The following is a 17,501-nucleotide window of genomic DNA, read 5'->3' as shown; positions in this document are numbered from 1 at the left end:
GTTGATTAGTTAACGTGATTTAAATCAATATTATTATTACTTTTATCTTTAATAACCTTATTATCAATAGCAAATGAACTCAGTCAATTGTATTAAATGCGATATTCTTGTTAATGACGAAGCTGCATTTTGCTTCAACTGCGGAACACGTTTGCAATGTAAGTCTTGCAATGCCAAGCTATTGACGGGGGCTAATTTTTGTCAAAAATGTGGCGAGCCAACTGTTACGCCAGCCGTTATGGACAATGGTACTTCGGCTCTCAACACAATTAAATACAAAAAAAGCAAAGACGAAATCTCATGCGAAATTTCATTTACAGACCAAGTCGGAAAGAGTGGGATGGATGAACTTATATCAGCTATCGTAAATAATAGCAGTAACAATAATAGACAATTAAATAATGTTAACGCTAATAATAATGCTTCTGTAACATATGATGACAATGTTTTGGCTGAGAATATAAATGCCGAAGTAGACGAAGATACAAAATCTGAAGATATTGCAGAAGTTACTACTTCAAATCCAGAGACAGTCGAAATCATTCATTTGAATGATGTAGAAAATAACATCGAATGTTCAGAAAATGAGTGGATAGCTATTTATGCTTTTTATGAATCCGAGTTTGGTAAAAAGAATTTTACGCGTGAATCCGTAAGGGAACGTTATTTAAAAAAGCGAAAGACTGTAAACCGGGACAAAAATTTTGGGCGAGAATGGAAGAAAAGCCAAAAACAATTCTTCTCGACTGTTAACGATACTGAACTTAAAATTAAGCACGATAGCATAGGCAGTTTGAATATGTTAATTAAAGGCCAAAAGTCAACTATAGTATCAAAAAATACTAAAAAAAATATTGGTGGAAATACTTCAAAGACTCAGGCCAAATCAGTCGTGATTGAAGAGTTCGATTTGCACAAAAGTACTGATGGAAAAAAAATATCGCTCAATGATTTTCTGAATCAAAAGAAACCCGGTGATAGTACATACGATAGAATAGTTTGTATTGCTTATTACATTACAAGAATTAATAAAGTTGAATATTTTAGTGAGGGCAATATTGAATATGCATATAAAGCGCTTCAATTAGGGAATAGATCAAAACATTTAAGACAAACAGTAAATAATATTAAAAGCACTAAAGTTTGGTTTAAGGACTATCAGGAACCCGGTAAATGGACTCTTGAACGAATAGGTGAGATTTACGTAGACGAAAGTTTGCCGGCGATAAACAAACAAAAATGAACATTGGAGATTTTGTAGATAAAGTCAGTGACTTCGATTCGTTAAGGCAACTTGAACAAGTTAGGTTGCTTGCATTTTTTTATTCTGTTGTGAATGATAAAAATGAATTTTCATCTACAGAAATAAAAGAATGTTTTAATCAAGAAAATTTAAAGACTCCGACAAATGTCCCTCAATGCTTTGTGAATTTAGCGCAAGGTAAAAATCCTACATTTTTAAAAAAGGGTAACTTCTATACCTTTCATAGAACTGTTAAAAAAGAGCTCGATGAAACTTATCTTATAAACAAACATACCAAACATACTTCCGCAACTTTGAGGGGTTTATTACCTAAATTAACAAGCAAAGAACAAAAAATATTTTTGGAAGAAGCTGTTTCTTGTTTTGAAATCAATTGTTATCGAGCTTCTATTGTCCTGACTTGGCTATTGACAATGGATTGTATTTATGAATTGATTCTAAACAAATATTTATCTCAATTTAACTCAGCGATACAATCGCACGGTAAATACAAAAAAACTATAATAGTAAACAAAGATGATTTTACAGATATAAAAGAAGCAGATTTTATAGAGCTTCTAAGAGTTGGAAAAATTTTTACAAATGATATTCGAAAAATACTGGATGAAAAACTTGGTTTTCGAAACACGGCTGCTCACCCTAATACTATAATAATAAAGGAAACTAAAGCTATCTCTTTTACTGAAGATCTTATTGACAACGTCATACTTAAAATTCAGTAACGGTATTCAGTGATAAAATTTCTTTAGCGTTTGCCTCGTCGATACCAAATTCTTTTAGATTTTTTTCAAAATAAGGCCAGTTAGTTTCAAAACTACTTGAATATTTTTCAAATGCCTTTGCTAAATGCGGATTCAAACGGTTTAGAAATTTGAGTTTTTCTATAACATTTGGTTCCTTAAGTGACAAATATATATCAAATATATCACGAGGTCGTTTCTTGTTAGTACAGGAATCAATTTTTGAAATCACTATTCCTGCTCCATCCAAGACATTAAATGTTTGATCTTGAAATGTTACTTTTTCAAAAAGCTTCTCAGAATACATAACATCACCGTGAAGTATATTAATAGTGATTATGGGTTTTACAATAATTCCGTCGACTGTTATGTCTAAATCCATTATGTTTATGAAGTCAACTTTATTTATCTTGCCTTCTGTTGGATGCAATAAATCAACATTGTAAATATATCTTCTATTTCCAATCTGATAGGCTCTGCATAATTGAAAATCATGCTTAGCGTTAATAAAAAAATCATTGTCAAGAAAATGCTCTAAAAGCCCTTGAATTTGTTCCTTACTATAACTTTCAGGGAAAAGTATATCGACGTCTTTTGTTCCAGGATGAATATCCTGATGTCTTAAATAAGGTCCCCACCCACCAACTATGATTACATCTTCTTTAGAATGGCCTAATAAACTTAAAGACTCGATTAATAATTTTCGTGCTCCTTCAATAATTGTTTTCATGATATAAACTGTGATAATATTAGTATTAAAGAAGCAAACTTATCATCTTTTCAATTTTTTTCAAAATAATTCCATCTGCGCAAATACACTGCGCAGTACCCCTGTTTCTTTGTATCAACATTAAGAAATAAAGGAGGTTCACCATGAAATTTAACCTGTTAAGCAAATTAAAAAACCAGGCCATTAACTACGCGGGTGCCAAAGCGTTTACGCTGTCGCCAGAAATGGAACTATACACCGCTGTGGTTACCTGGAGCTTAAACGACTCTTTTTATGAAAAGGACCAGGCGCGTTTACTGCGCCTTCAAAAACTGATCACCGCGTGCAACCCTGTGTTTGTGGGTAAGCTGGCTGTTTACGCCCGCACTAAAATGTATATGCGTTCGGTACCGCTGGTGCTGGTTACCGAATTGGCAAAGCTGCACTCGGGCGACGATCTGGTTGCCCGGGTTACCGATGGCGTAATTGGCCGTGCCGACGAGATCACCGAATTGCTGGCCTGCTACGAATTGCTGAACGAGCGCAAAGGCCCAAAAAAGCTGAACCGCCTGAGCAAGCAGTTGCAGAAAGGCCTGAGCACCGCGTTTAACCGTTTCGACGAGTACCAGTTTGGTAAATACAACCGTGATGGTGCCATCAAACTGCGCGATGCTTTGTTTTTGGTTCACCCTAAAGCAAAGGATGAATTGCAGCAAGTACTGTTCAACAAAATAGTGAACGGCGATCTGCAAACGCCTTACACTTGGGAAACTGAACTGTCGGCATTAGGTCAGCTAAACTTTGACAGCGATGAGGCTAAGGCCATAGCGTTCCGCGCCAAGTGGGAAGAACTGATAGACAGCGGTAAGCTGGGCTACATGGCCCTGCTGCGTAACCTGCGCAACATACAGGAAGCGGGCGTAAGCTACGCGCACTTTGAAAAAGTATGTGCCCGTTTAGCCAATGCTGATGAAGTTGCCAGGGCAAAGCAGTTTCCGTTCCGTTATCTGGCGGCTTACCGCGAATTAATCAATCCGGTGGTAACCAAAGTGCCTGCGCAAAGCCTGGTTAAAAAGCTGACCGAATTAATGCAGGGCCAAAACAAAGGCTACACCGGCGAGTTGCTGGATGCTTTGGAAAAAGCCGTGCAGGCAAGCGCTGCCAATATCAAAGGCTTTGGTTATGAAACCCGTGTGTTATTAGCCTGCGACGTTTCGGGATCGATGCAAACACACGTATTAGCCAAGAGCAAGATTTTGCTGTACGATGTGGGCTTAATGTTGGCTATGCTGTTGCAATCGCGTTGTAAAAACGTGGAGGTAGGTATGTTTGGTGATACATGGAAAACCATTGTAGTGCCGCGTAATAATATATTGGGTAACGTGCAGGAGTTTTACCGCCGCGAGGGCGAGGTGGGTTATGCCACTAACGGCTACCTGGTTATAAAGGATATATTGCAGCGCAGGGTACAAATGGATAAGGTATTTTTATTTACCGATGCCCAGTTATGGAACAGCAATAATACTGCCGACCATATCCAAACCCTTTGGTTACGCTACAAGGCCGAGGTATGGCCAAATGCAAAGCTCTACCTGTTCGACCTGAAAGGTTACGGACAAGCACCATTGCAGGTATTACGCAATGATGTATACCTGGTAGCAGGCTGGAGCGACAAAGTTTTTGAGGTATTGGCCGCCTTAGATAACGGAGGCTCGGCGTTAGATGCGATAAACAGTGTGGAGCTATAGCAGAGGAGTTGAATTTACGAATTACGATTTCAGATTTACGAATTTTAATAGGTTGCCGGCAGATCATTAATAGTCACATTGAATCGTAATTCGTAATTCAAAAACCGTAAATAAAATATTAAGGATGCCGTAGAAACGGGATACTTCGCTCTGGTTGGGGGTGGGCAGTGTGGCGCAAGCTATGCTGTGGGTTCGAGTCCCAATTGCGTTCCCCCGTCCCGCGTTCGCCTGTTGCTCCTTATAAAACATAAAAGAAAGGTGTCGTAAATAAGTGTTACTTCAAACGCTGCGGTCGCCGGTTCGATTCCGGCCCTGTAAAAGGTACCTCAGATTGGTAGAGGACAGCACAACAACAGTCACTTATTGCTTTTTACCCTTTTTTAAAGAAACTGAAAATATTAAGGTGACGTAAATACGCGCTACTTCTTGTCGCCGGTTCGATCCCGGCCTTTGGAAGTAAATTCCATTGTAGCTCAGCTGGTAGAGCAGTGCAAGCGCATATTGACCATTGCCCTTAAGAAATAAAGAAGATGCCGTAGGTAGGTAATACTTCGCCCGGTGAATGCTGCCCAAGCAGTACAGGTTCGAATCCTGAAACGCTGCCACCTGTCGCTCTTCTTTTTAAAATACCTAAACCTAAAAAGGTGCCGTAAACTGGTGATACTTCGGTATGATGTTCTCCCTTGTGGAGAAAGGTGCAGATTCGAGTTCTGCCTGCAAGTAATTGTAGTAGTCTAAATAATAAAAAATCTCATCGGTTGCTTTTTGCCCTTTTTAAAAGTATAATGAAAGATGCCGTAGGCGAGCTTGAGTTGGTTTAAAATATAATTGCTATACACCTGTCATAAAAAAGCCCCTTAGTGAAAAACTAAGGGGCTTTTGAGTGTGTGCGCCCACCTGGGCTCGAACCAGGGACCAAAAGATTATGAGTCTTCTACTCTAACCAACTGAGCTATAGGCGCTTATTAATGACATTGATAACAATCATTAAGTTAAACAGTGCTTGTTCATAAATCAAATTACAAATAAACCGCTGTTCAGGCTGCAAATGTAGAAATTTTTAATTTATACAGAAATGATTTTTTAGATTTTTACTCAATTAACTAACTACAGGTATCGTATTTAATGGGGTGTTATATAATGTCAATGTTTAACCTTTACAATTAATGGGCTACTCCTAACAACAACTTATCTGAATTTAAGATACTTAACAATTGAATCATAGTTCCTTCCAACGGTAAAATAATTTCTTGGCAATCTTTAATTTTTTTTCGTTTTATATTTGAGTTCATGTTATCCTCAAAATATTACCGATAGCCGTATTTTTTTTATTGCTTTGCTTTCAATAGCTTTTTAGGCATCTATCATTAAAAAATCAAATAATCACAATCAAATAATAATCAATGAGCACTCAACTACCTGCAATGCAGAATATCAAAAACATCATATTTGATTATGGCAACGTTATCTTCTCTCTTGATTTTATACGGGCACAGCAAGCCTGGAAAGATTTAGGCATCGACAACCCTGGCCAGTTTTATGGGCATAAGGTACAAGATTCGATATTTGATGGTTTTGAGCGCGGGGATGTGAGCGCCACAGATTTCAGGGCCTATATCCGCAAAATATTAGATAAGCCCGAGCTTACTGATGCGCAAATTGATAATGCCTGGAATAGTTTATTAGTTGGCATACCTGATGGCAACCATAACCTGCTGCTTGATCTTAAACCTAAATACCGAACGTTTTTACTGAGCAACATTAACCCTATCCATTATGATTATATAATGAATTATCTTAAAAGTGACTTTAACTTTGATGATAATGATCATCTGTTCGAAAAAACATATTATTCGCACCTTACCGGTAAACGTAAGCCTGAAACAGAGATATTTAAACAGGTATTAGACGAAAATAACCTTAATCCGGCAGAAACGTTATTTATTGACGATAGCCCGCAGCATTTGGTGGGGGCTCAAAAATTGGGAATACAAACGTATTTGATGACTGCGCCAGATACGATACAAACCCTGTTTGCAAGGTTACAGGTATTTTAATTAACCGATCAGGAAAGCCGGAGTGTGGGTTTCCTGATCGGTGGTATATTATTTTACCAGCTTTCTTCTCTTAACCTCTTTCACTATTAAGCTAAGCTCTCTGCTCATTTGCCCGGCAATAGCAGTATTCTCCTGCGCACGTCTGAAAAGATAAGGCAACACCGCTTTAATTGGCCCATAAGGCACGTACTTTGCCACATTGTACTTGGCATTAGCTAAGTTAAAGCTCAAATTATCGCTCATCCCTAAAAGCTGCGAAAAGTAGACATGTGGGTTTTTATGGTCAATTCCTTTTTTATCTAACAGATCAGCCAAAAAGCGGCAACTGTCTTCGTTATGTGTACCGGCTACAAAGGCTATTTTATCAATATGGTTGGTGCAATAATCAAGTGCAGCATCATAATCACGGTCTGATGATATTTTATCAGGCTGTATAGGCGATAAATATCCTTTTTCTTCGGCTCGCCTGCGTTCTTTTTCCATATAAGCACCACGTACCAGTTTTGCACCCAATATAAATCCACCATTTGCGGCAACTCCATAATCGTTTTTAATAGATTTTAACTTATCGTGCCTGTATAACTGGTAGGTATTATAAACAATTGCTTTTTCGGCATTGTATAAGTGCATCATATCTAAAGCTAACTGATCTATTGTTTTTTGGATCCAGCTTTCTTCAGCATCAATCATAACCGGGATACTTACAGCATGTGCTTTTTCACAAATGGCCAAAACCCTTGCCTGTACCTTTTCCCATTCCATTTCTTCGGCCGGGTTAAGGATTTCACCTTCATCCAGCTTCTCTAACAATGAAAAACGGCCAACCCCTGTTATTTTAAATACGGTGATAGGAACTGATTTATCAACTGCTGCCCTTTCAATGGTGCGGATAATCTCATCACGGGTGTTATCAAACGCATGTTCGTCATCCTCACCCTCAATAGAGTAATCCAAAATGGTACCTACACCACCATTGTTAAGGTTTTTGATGGTTTTATCACACTCGGAAATAGTTTCGCCGCCGCAAAAATGTTTAAATATCGTTGCTTTGATAATACCCTGAATAGGCAGCCCTATTTTTATGGCGAAGTTGGTAACAGGAGGCCCTATCTTCACTAAAAAATTAACATTAATTACTTTAAACAGCCAGTAAGCACGTTTAAGGTCGTAATTTGAGGAGTGACGAAAGGCGATCTCCGTGTTTTCAAAAGACAAGTTTTCTTTCTGATCCATGTTTGTTATTACATGGTTCACAGCAGGCATACATGGTTAAACTATAAACCATAAGGCATATTCAATGAACCAAAAGTTTGCAAAAATATAAAATGCAAGCTAACATATCTCATTATCCTGCGAATAGTTTATTTTTGCTGCCCCATGATAGAATTTAAAGTTACAGGCGATCATATCCCATTGATCCAATTATTAAAGGCAACCAACCTTGTACAAACAGGCGGCGAAGCGCAAATTGTTGTAACAGAGGGCGAAGTAATGTATAACGGTAAGGTTGATTATCGTAAACGCCTTAAGGTACGTAAAGGCGATACAGTTGAATTTGCCGGTGAAACTATCAGAATAATTTAATTTTATGAAGACTATTCAAAGCGACAACTACCCCATATTTTTTGATAACAGCATAACCGAACTGGTGAATTTTGTTAAACAAGGCAATTATTCCCGGTCTTTTATTTTAACGGATGAAAACACGGGCGTACATTGCCTGCCAGCATTAAAGGAGCAATTTGCCGATATGGATAATTTCGACATCATCGAAATTAATGCCGGCGAAGAGAGCAAAGACATTGACTTTTGCATAGGGATATGGAAAATGCTGATTGATTTTGGCGCCGACCGCAAAAGCTTAATGATAAACCTTGGCGGTGGTGTAATAAGCGATATGGGTGGCTTTGCTGCCTCAACATTTAAACGCGGTATTGATTTTGTACACGTACCCACTACCCTATTATCGCAGGTTGATGCATCAGTAGGCGGCAAAACCGGGATAGATATTGACAGCATAAAAAATATTATAGGCACATTTACACAGCCAAAAGCGGTATTTATAGCTTATGATTTTTTAAATACCCTGCCAGCAAGGCAAATACTATCGGGCCTGGCCGAGATGCTTAAACATGGTTTGATAGTTGACAAGGCTTACTGGGAAGCATTAAAAAGCAGCGACCTGAGCAAACCTTCGGTTGAGCTGGTTCACTGGTCTGTCGAGATAAAGAACAAGGTAGTTATAGAGGATCCTACAGAAAAAGGAATCCGTAAGGCTTTAAACTTTGGGCACACTGTTGGGCACGCCGTTGAAACCAACTCGCTGATCAATGATAAAACTCCGTTAACCCACGGCGAAGCCATAGCAATAGGGATGATCTGCGAGGCTTATCTTTCGCATAAAAAAACAGGACTAAGCAGCGCTGAGTTAGAGGAGATTGTTAAAGTAATCAGCGATCTTTATCCAAAATATAATATAAAGGAATCAAGCCATAAGGCGTTATGCGCTTTAATGCTTAAAGATAAAAAGAACCAGAACGGTAAAATAAATTGTACATTATTGACGCGGATTGGACAATGCAATCTTGATAATATATGTACAGATGCCGAACTTTGCGATAGCTTAAGTTATTACGCTAATTTATAAAATGCCCCATTTAGATAGCAGACAAGAAACAGCAATTGTATTAGTAACGCTACTGGTAGTATTAACCATTTTAGAAATGTGGTTCAGCTATCGAGAAAACCGTCATTATTACGAAAAACGCGATACCCTTACCAACATATACCTTACATCGCTTGCTTTTTTAATGAACCTGGCTGTTAATGGCAGCACCTTTTTTATACTTAGTTTCACTTACAGGTTTCATTTTATACAAATAAGTAATCCGGTGTTATACTGGATTGTGTTAGTTGTTGTGCAGGATTTTTTGTACTGGGCACTGCATTACACCGGGCATTATTGCCGCCTGTTTTGGGCCATACATGTAACGCACCACTCCTCAGAGCACTTTAACTTTACTACAGGTTTCCGGTCTACCGTTTTTGAGCCGTTATACCGCGTGTTTTTTTACCTGCCCCTGGCTTTAATGGGGTTTAACGCGGTTGATATTTTATATGCGTACCTCATAACCCAGCTATACGGCAATTTAGTGCACACCCAATACAAAGTACCATTGCCAAAATGGTACGGGATGATATTTGTTACCCCGGCGCATCACCGTGTGCACCATGCATCAAACATTCCTTATCTTGATAAAAACATGGGGATGGTTTTAATTATATGGGACAGGATCTTCGGCACCTTCAGAGATGAGGACCTGCCCGAGCCTGTAAAATACGGCCTTACCCACCAGCCCGATAACGCCGGCCCTGTAAAGATCCTTTTCCACGAGTGGAAATCGTTGCTTGCCGATGTTAAAAAGGCGCCCACCTTTAAAAACAAATTGCAATACTTTTTTAATCCCCCCGGCTGGAGCCACGATGGCAGCACAAAAACTGCAAGGGCCTTGCAGCGGGAGTACAAGGAAAATCAAATCGCTTAGGTTGTTGTAAGAGTGGGCGCTTGATTTTCGACAATACTAATGAGTTTTGCATCCTAATATAAATCAATTAGCTTAGTACACTAATTGATACCCCTTGCATGCCTGACTTTATTTCAAAACTACAACACAACACTTACGAAAAAGGCGAATTTACTGATGAACAATCACGCAGCCTTGCCGATACCCTTGAAATTATCAAAACATTTCCCTGGGATAAAGAGCGTACCCTTACTGATATTCAGCTAACCGGGCCGTCAGTAACCATACAGGATGATATGGGTAACTATTTAAAGATTGGTCTTTATTTTGGCGGCAAGTATTGCCTTTACTACCTGGATACCGATAATCACCTGTATGAATATCATCTGCCAGAGCTTAAAGATGTTTACACCGTAGTAACCGACTTTTTCAGCGGACAAATTGACCTCGGTAAATTCGAGAAGCATTTTTTAAGCATGGGTTCAAAAAGCCATTTTCAAAATGCATCGTTTGAGCATACTATAAACACATTTGCATTTGCCATGCGCTTTGTTTCTTCAATCTTTTTATTGCTGCTGATGATAGGATCAGTCTCTACACTTATAATCTCAAAACCACCAGCAGTAGTTGGTATAATATTTCCAATTTTCCTTTTGGCCATTTGCATGCTGGTCATTTACACGCTGTATTTAACGTTAAGGTTTTATAACCGTTCAAAAAACATGTATCTCAACTTATCGCAGGGGAATCCAATTTTTCAATTTGGAGATAATGATGAAGTAAGAGAATATAACAAAGGGGATATCTCCAATATAAATGTATATGGCCCTTACAGTACAAAAGGCACACCGATATTAAATATAATGGAAATTGTTTTTAAAGATGGCTCCGGGATCAAATTGCCCGGTATGCTGATTGACCCATTAGTATTCATTTCAAAATTCAAAGATATTAAGACTGAGTTTTTTTCAAAGCAGGCAGAAGTACAAAAAAGCAGGTGGGCCTTTGCAAGGGGCGAATGAGGGAAGCTTGAATTTAAGTATTAAAGCCTCACCTAAAATCCTTTCCAAGGGAGAGGACTTGAATAGCATGTTGGATAAACCCCCACCTCCCCTTCCCCAGGGAAGGAATCACACGAGGCCGCGCTTGAAAAAGCCTCACCTAATCCTCTCCAAAGGAGAGGACTTGAAAAGCTTTGTTTAATAAAATCAAAAAGCGGGTAAAGGCCTGTCAGAAAAGCGGGCCTGGGAGTATGGCTTGCAGCGGGGAAGCTTTTTTCTGACTTGATCTTTGGTTACTTTCCATCTAAGGGAAAGTGACTAAGCCCCCGCGGCTATGAGCGGAACGGTGATGTTTCTCAACACTTAATACCTTGACATAACCCCTACCTTCGCCCTCCCCAGGGAAGGAATCGCACAGTGCCATCCCTTTTAAAAGCATCTAAACTATCCCAATCAAAAAGCGGGAAAAGGCCTGTCAGAAAAGCGGGCCTGGGAGTATGGCCTGCGGGTGGAAGCTTTTTTCTGACTTGATTTTTTGGTTACTTTTTCATCTAAGGAAAAAGTGACTAAGCCTCCGCGGCTATGAGCGGAACGATGATTGTTATTTACCATAAAATATCTTCAAAACGAAGATAACCCCTACCTCCCCTTCCCCAAATAAGGAATCCCACATGCTATGCCTTAAAGCATATACCTAACAATAAACCGAAAACCCACAAAAACCACCCTCATTTTAAAATAAAAGAAGTAAAAACCCATTTTTACCAAATAAAATTTGTTTTGACCTCTTTATTTTCAAAAAAATAAAATTTTCTATTGACAATTCCATTTTAACCTGTACATTTACTGCGCAAACAAAAAGAAATGAAATTTAACACTGCATATTTTTATGGTTACTACTTTTACTTTAACAGTAAGAGCCGGGACTAATATGCTTTAACAAACATATAAAGAAACTGAAAAGTCCCGGCCAAAAACCGGGACTTTTTGCTTTAAAAGGGATTTATGAAAAATCAAAATTTAAGAGTAGCTATACAGGGTATCCGCGCTTCATTTCACGAAGAAGCCGCCCTTAAATATTTTGGAGAAAACATCCAGACTATTGAGTGCAACTCTTTTAAACAAACATTTGAGGCACTTCAAAGTAAAAATGCCGATTATGTAGTAATGGCTATTGAAAACAGCATCGCGGGCAGTATATTGCCTAACTACTCGTTACTGTTAAGCTATGCCTTCCCGGTAGTTGGCGAAATTTACCTGCCCATCCAGTTGCACCTGATGGCTTTGCCGGGTGTAAAGTTTGAGGATGTTAAAACAGTAATATCACACCCTATTGCGCTACGCCAGTGTGTTGATTTTTTTGACGAATACCCTCATTTAAAAATTGTTGAAAGCAATGACACCGCCGCCTGCGCCAAACGCATCCGCGATGAGCAGTTAACTGATACCGTTGCCATTGCCAATACTTTAGCTGCAAGGCTTTACGGTTTGGATGTTTTAGAGCGCCGTATAGAATCAAACAAAAAGAACTTTACCCGTTTCCTGATCCTTACCCATCACGAAAACGTGGTTAAAAAGAACCCTAATAAAGCTTCGTTATGTTTCCAGGTAAGCAATAAGGTTGGCTCGCTGGCCAAGGTGCTGAATATTTTTGCCGAGGAAAGCGTTAACATGAGCAAAATACAGAGCATGCCTATTTTAGGCAAGCGCAATGAATATAACTTTTATGTAGATATTGAATGGGACGAGCCCAAACAATATGACGCCGCCATAAGGCAGATATTGAAGTACACACATAACTTCAACATACTGGGCGAATACGAAAGGCACGATGAGGATAGCAATATGCCCAAAACCGTGAAGAACGAAAAGCTACAACGCACCTATATCAATGTTAAAAAAGTAGGGCAATAAGTTAGTCGGATGGTCCGGCAGCCGGGATGTCCGAAAAGAAAAAAAAGATAACAGAGAAAAATTAAATAAACATAGAACAAAAAACCACCGGTAGCCTGAAGCATCCGGAATAAAAAAAATCAAAACGATGAAACTGAATTTAAACATACAACCACTTAGCTCATGGATAAAAACCGGTAAGGAACCATTAGTTATTGCGGGCCCTTGCAGTGCCGAAACTGAAGATCAATTAGTTGCTACAGCACATTTATTAGCCCAAACAGGCCGTGTATCGGCCCTGCGTGCAGGTATCTGGAAACCACGTACCCGTCCGGGTGAGTTTGAAGGTATTGGCAGCATTGGTTTGGAATGGTTAAAACGCGCTAAAGCAGAAACAGGCTTGCCTACTGCAGTTGAGGTTGCTACTGCTAAACACGTAGAAGAAGCTTTAAAAGCAGGTGTTGATATTTTATGGGTTGGTGCACGTTCAACCGCAAACCCTTTTACTGTACAGGAAATTGCTGATGCCCTTAAGGGTGTTGATATACCAGTGATGGTTAAAAACCCGGTAAATCCTGATATTTCTTTATGGATAGGTGCTTTGGAGCGTATCAACAATGCAGGTATCACCAAAATTGCGGCTATACACCGTGGCTTTTCATCACACGAAAAAAGTGCTTTCCGTAATGAGCCAATGTGGGATCTGGCCATCAGCTTAAAAACACTGGCACCTAACCTGCCTTTAATTAACGATCCGAGCCATATTACCGGTAACCGCGATCTGATAGGTTACATTTCACAAAAAGCGCTTGATTTGGACATGCAGGGATTAATGATCGAATCGCATATTGATCCAAGTGTTGCCTGGACCGATGCTAAACAACAGGTTACCCCTGCTGCCCTGGTTGAGATCATTGAGCACCTTACTTTACGTAAGCCAGAGATCCGCAATGCTGACGTGAAAGATAAATTAGAAGAACTGCGCAACCAGATTGATAAAATTGACGACTTAGTGATCCAGAAAATGGCTGAGCGTATGAAAATTGTTGAGCAGATAGGCAACTACAAAAAAGACAACAACATTACCATTTTACAGGTAAACCGTTGGGACGAGATCTTGCAGAAACGCACCCATTATGCTAAGGCCTTAAAATTAAGCACCGAGTTCACAGAGAAATTATTAGAATTGATCCATAGCGAATCAATCCGTAAGCAAACTGAAATAATGAACAAAGACGAGGCTGGCCAGGCTGCCGAAAAGCTAACCCACGCTTAATTATTTGTAAAGGATGCACATGCATCTTTAACAGGTTAAATTTTCACAGATAAATAAAAGGCGCAGCAGGCTGCGCCTTTACAACATCTTTATAAAAAATGAAGCATAACATCATCCTTACCAAAAAAGGGCGCTCGGTAAAAGGCACTATACATCTTACAGGTTCAAAAAGTGAGTGTAACCGTGCCCTTATAATTGAGGCGCTGAGCAATGGCAAGGTTAAGGTTGAAAATATTTCGGATGCTGCAGATGCGGTTTTGCTCGCAAACATTTTAAGGGCAAAGGTTAAAGATCAAAAATTAGCACTTGGTGGAATTACTCAATCCGAAATTGAAAATCCAAAAGCCGAGATCAATATTGGCCCGGCGGGTACAGCTATGCGCTTTTTAACTGCCTACCTTACTTTGCAGAACGAAGAAGTGGTGTTAACCGGCAGCGCACGGATGAAACAGCGCCCTATTGGGATATTGGTTGATGCCTTACGTGAGTTAGGCGCACAAATTGAATATGTTGAGAACGAGGGTTACCCTCCCATCAAACTAAAAGGCAGCTTAGTGCAGCTTTCTAATAAGGTCAGTATAAAAGGAAATATAAGCAGTCAGTACATCACTGCGCTTTTGCTTATAGCTGCACGGCTGCCTTTTGGTTTGGAACTACATATTGAAGGCGATTTAACCTCGCGCCCTTATGTTGAGATGACTTTGGCTATGCTGCAAACTGCCGGTATAAAACATAGCTGGACAGATAATGTAATAGCCATAGCCCACCAGGAATTTACAACTGCCTCGCTGCATGTTGAACCGGACTGGAGCGCAGCATCATACTGGTACGCCATTGCTGCCTTAGCTGATGAAGCCGAACTATTTTTGCCAGGCTTAACCCAATACAGCTTGCAGGGCGATAGTGTTATCACCGAGATAATGGCTAATTTTGGTATCACATCGCAGTTTAAGGATGGCGGTGTATATTTACAGAAGGAAGTGAAGCCAGTTTTTCGCAAGGTCTTTGATCTGAAAGAATGTCCTGACCTGGCCCAAACCGTTATTGTGGTTTGCGCTGCATTAGGGCATGAAGCCACCTTTACCGGGCTGGAAACCTTAAAGATCAAAGAAACCGACCGTATAAAGGCCCTGCAAAATGAACTTGCCAAAATTGGTGTTAAGCTGATTGAAAAAGGGCAGGTTTATAAGCTCGACCTAAGCGAAAAGTTTATTCCGGAACGCATCTTTATTGATACTTACGATGATCACCGTATGGCAATGGCCTTTGCACCGCTGGCCATGTTGATAAACGAGGTGGAGATTGAGGATGAAAAAGTGGTTGAGAAATCATACCCCGCATTTTGGACCGACTTAGAAAAGGTTGGCATTTTAGGCGAAGTAAAAGCCTGATATAACAGAACAAAAAATAACCGTACATCAAAATACTATGGCAGGCAATTCATTCGGTCAACTATTCAGGATAACTACTTTTGGCGAATCGCATGGCGAAGCTATAGGTGTAATTATTGATGGCTGCCCGGCGCAATTAGAGGTTGATTTCGATTATATACAGGGCGAGCTGGATAAACGCAAACCCGGCCAGTCAAAAATCACTACCCAACGTAAGGAAAGCGATACGGTAAAAATACTATCGGGCGTATTTGAAGGTAAAACTACAGGCACCCCTATTGCTATGCTGATCCCTAACGAGGATCAGCGCTCAAAGGATTATACGCATAACGTTACCACCTTTCGCCCCTCACATGCCGACTATACCTATCAAACAAAATATGGTATCCGCGATCATCGTGGCGGGGGCCGCTCATCTGCCCGCGAAACCGCGGCTCGTGTAGCTGCCGGCGCTTTAGCAAAGTTATTGCTAAAAACACAGGGGATAGAAATTGTTGCCCACGTGAGCAGCGTTGGCAAAATCAATGCCCCTAATGTAGAGATCAACAACGCGCAGGATTTTATTAACGAACGCGAAAAGAACATTGTGCGCTGTGCAGACCCTGCCACTGCCGAAGAAATGATCGAGTATATTGACGACATCCGTAAGCAGGGTGATACTGTAGGTGGTAAGGTTAGCTGTTATATAAAAAACTGCCCCGTTGGCCTGGGCGAACCTGTTTTTGATAAACTGCACGCCGAATTAGGCAAAGCAATGCTAAGCATTAACGCGGTGCACGGCTTTGAATTTGGTTCGGGCTTTGCAGGCAGCGAAATGCGCGGCTCTGAGCATAACGACATATTTGTTAAAAACCATTTGGGCGATATTATTACCCGCAGCAATTTCTCGGGCGGTATACAGGGTGGTATCAGCAATGGTATGCCTATTGAATTTAAAGTTGCCTTTAAGCCCGTGGCTACCATTATGCAAAGCCAGGCTACAATTGATAGCGCGGGCAATACTGCCGAAATATCGGGCAAAGGCCGCCATGATCCTTGTGTGGTACCGCGTGCAGTACCTATTGTTGAGGCAATGGCCGCTTTAGTATTAGCCGACCATTGGCTGCGTAACAGAAATTCTATTTTACCTTTAAAAGGAGAATAATTATAACTAAAGTTCAATCTGTTTAAACATAATAAAATGCTTAAAGCTATTCTTTTTGACCTTGATGGAACATTGATCGATTCGGAGTTTTTCCATTTTGATTGCTGGAACGAGATCCTGGCCGAGGCAAACGTTAAGCTTACTTATAATGATTGGATAAAAAACTATGCAGGCATTCCCCTGCCCGTTAATGCCCAAAGGCTGATAGAAAAATACAATATCACCATTCCTTATGATGAATTAGTTGAAAGGCGCGAAAAGCTAACCCTTGAACGTTTCAAAACAAATGATGTTGCGCTGATGCCTTTTGTACTGGAAAACCTTAACCTGTTTACTGAAAAAGGATTAACACTATCACTGGTTACTTCAAGCCCAAGGCTTGATGTGGAAGCTGTGTTTGAACGCAATGGCTTGAAACACTTTTTTAATCCCATTATTACCCGCAGCGAGGTAACCCATAGCAAACCAGACCCCGAAAGCTATAATGTTTGTGTCGAAAAATTAGGCCTTGCAAAAAACAAATGTATTGTTTTTGAGGATACCCTGAATGGTGTTAAGGCAGCAAAAGCAGCCGGATTGGTTTGTTTTGCCATTCAAAGCAATACAGACGAGCATCATAAGCTAACTATTGCAGATAAGATATTCCTGGATTTTAACGAAGCAACCGCTTATCTTATTCAAACCAAACAGATTTAAAGGCCCTAACTAAATATATTTATTAATGGGCTCCTGTAGGGGCCTTTTTTGTTTAACA

The 17,501-nt window shown here is 40.0% G+C and carries 15 protein-coding genes and 1 tRNA gene; 13 read left to right on the top strand and 3 right to left on the bottom strand.

Annotated elements, in window-relative coordinates; translation table 11 throughout:
- The first annotated feature begins 73 nt into the window (after positions 1–73).
- Together ACQY4U_RS10380 and ACQY4U_RS10375 are read left to right on the top strand one after the other, a co-directional pair.
- Positions 74–1,243 (top strand): zinc ribbon domain-containing protein, encoded by a 1,170-nt coding sequence (locus ACQY4U_RS10380; RefSeq protein ID WP_428329329.1) that lies wholly within the window; start codon positions 74–76, stop codon positions 1,241–1,243.
- A complete protein-coding gene (locus tag ACQY4U_RS10375) occupies positions 1,240–1,986 on the top strand; it encodes a hypothetical protein (protein WP_428329328.1) in 747 nt (248 codons plus the stop codon). The genes ACQY4U_RS10380 and ACQY4U_RS10375 overlap by 4 nt, the downstream gene beginning before the upstream one ends.
- Here the strand turns inward: ACQY4U_RS10375 and ACQY4U_RS10370 are convergent.
- Positions 1,973–2,734 (bottom strand): nucleotidyl transferase AbiEii/AbiGii toxin family protein, encoded by a 762-nt coding sequence (locus ACQY4U_RS10370; protein ID WP_428329327.1) that lies wholly within the window; start codon positions 2,732–2,734, stop codon positions 1,973–1,975. The two genes, ACQY4U_RS10375 and ACQY4U_RS10370, sit on opposite strands and share 14 nt — an antisense overlap.
- A 143-nt stretch (positions 2,735–2,877) precedes the next feature.
- Here ACQY4U_RS10370 and ACQY4U_RS10365 point away from each other — a divergent pair, with 143 nt between their 5' ends.
- Positions 2,878–4,461, top strand: a complete 1,584-nt coding sequence (locus ACQY4U_RS10365) for a TROVE domain-containing protein (protein WP_428329326.1) — start codon at positions 2,878–2,880, stop codon at positions 4,459–4,461.
- A gap of 888 nt (positions 4,462–5,349) precedes the next feature.
- On the opposite strand, the gene ACQY4U_RS10360 is transcribed toward ACQY4U_RS10365, so the two are convergent.
- Positions 5,350–5,423 (bottom strand) — tRNA-Ile (locus tag ACQY4U_RS10360).
- Between the two features lie 441 nt (positions 5,424–5,864).
- Between ACQY4U_RS10360 and ACQY4U_RS10355 the strand changes: the two genes are divergently transcribed.
- Positions 5,865–6,518 (top strand): HAD family hydrolase, encoded by a 654-nt coding sequence (locus ACQY4U_RS10355; RefSeq protein WP_428329325.1) that lies wholly within the window; start codon positions 5,865–5,867, stop codon positions 6,516–6,518.
- A 48-nt stretch (positions 6,519–6,566) separates the two neighbouring features.
- Here ACQY4U_RS10355 and ACQY4U_RS10350 read toward each other — a convergent pair whose 3' ends face one another.
- Positions 6,567–7,751: a proline dehydrogenase family protein gene (locus tag ACQY4U_RS10350; RefSeq protein WP_428329324.1), complete on the bottom strand. Its 1,185-nt coding sequence runs from the start codon at positions 7,749–7,751 to the stop codon at positions 6,567–6,569.
- A gap of 144 nt (positions 7,752–7,895) precedes the next feature.
- Here ACQY4U_RS10350 and ACQY4U_RS10345 point away from each other — a divergent pair, with 144 nt between their 5' ends.
- From ACQY4U_RS10345 to ACQY4U_RS10305, 9 genes are all read left to right on the top strand, one after another.
- Positions 7,896–8,102, top strand: coding sequence for an RNA-binding S4 domain-containing protein (locus tag ACQY4U_RS10345; RefSeq protein ID WP_428329323.1), 207 nt, complete (start codon positions 7,896–7,898; stop codon positions 8,100–8,102).
- 4 nt (positions 8,103–8,106) lie between these two features.
- Positions 8,107–9,165, top strand: a complete 1,059-nt coding sequence (gene aroB / locus ACQY4U_RS10340) for a 3-dehydroquinate synthase (RefSeq protein ID WP_428329322.1) — start codon at positions 8,107–8,109, stop codon at positions 9,163–9,165.
- Position 9,166: 1 nt separating this feature from the next.
- Positions 9,167–10,063: a sterol desaturase family protein gene (locus tag ACQY4U_RS10335; protein ID WP_428329320.1), complete on the top strand. Its 897-nt coding sequence runs from the start codon at positions 9,167–9,169 to the stop codon at positions 10,061–10,063.
- 98 nt (positions 10,064–10,161) lie between these two features.
- On the top strand, positions 10,162–11,064 hold the full coding sequence (locus ACQY4U_RS10330; RefSeq protein ID WP_428329319.1) for a hypothetical protein: 903 nt from the start codon (positions 10,162–10,164) through the stop codon (positions 11,062–11,064).
- Between the two features lie 984 nt (positions 11,065–12,048).
- The gene (locus ACQY4U_RS10325; protein WP_428329318.1) at positions 12,049–12,957 is read left to right on the top strand and encodes a prephenate dehydratase; all 909 of its coding nucleotides are present in this window, start codon (positions 12,049–12,051) and stop codon (positions 12,955–12,957) included.
- Positions 12,958–13,084: 127 nt separating this feature from the next.
- The gene (locus ACQY4U_RS10320) at positions 13,085–14,212 is read left to right on the top strand and encodes a chorismate mutase (RefSeq protein WP_428329317.1); all 1,128 of its coding nucleotides are present in this window, start codon (positions 13,085–13,087) and stop codon (positions 14,210–14,212) included.
- A gap of 98 nt (positions 14,213–14,310) precedes the next feature.
- On the top strand, positions 14,311–15,603 hold the full coding sequence (gene aroA, locus ACQY4U_RS10315) for a 3-phosphoshikimate 1-carboxyvinyltransferase (protein ID WP_428329316.1): 1,293 nt from the start codon (positions 14,311–14,313) through the stop codon (positions 15,601–15,603).
- Positions 15,604–15,640: 37 nt separating this feature from the next.
- The gene (aroC, locus tag ACQY4U_RS10310) at positions 15,641–16,747 is read left to right on the top strand and encodes a chorismate synthase (protein ID WP_428329315.1); all 1,107 of its coding nucleotides are present in this window, start codon (positions 15,641–15,643) and stop codon (positions 16,745–16,747) included.
- Positions 16,748–16,783: 36 nt separating this feature from the next.
- A complete protein-coding gene (locus ACQY4U_RS10305) occupies positions 16,784–17,443 on the top strand; it encodes an HAD family hydrolase (RefSeq protein ID WP_428329314.1) in 660 nt (219 codons plus the stop codon).
- The last annotated feature ends 58 nt before the right edge of the window (positions 17,444–17,501 follow it).

Source organism: Mucilaginibacter sp. (assembly GCF_965277465.1).
Classification (GTDB): domain Bacteria; phylum Bacteroidota; class Bacteroidia; order Sphingobacteriales; family Sphingobacteriaceae; genus Mucilaginibacter.
This window is presented reverse-complemented; position numbering and strand designations above follow the sequence as displayed.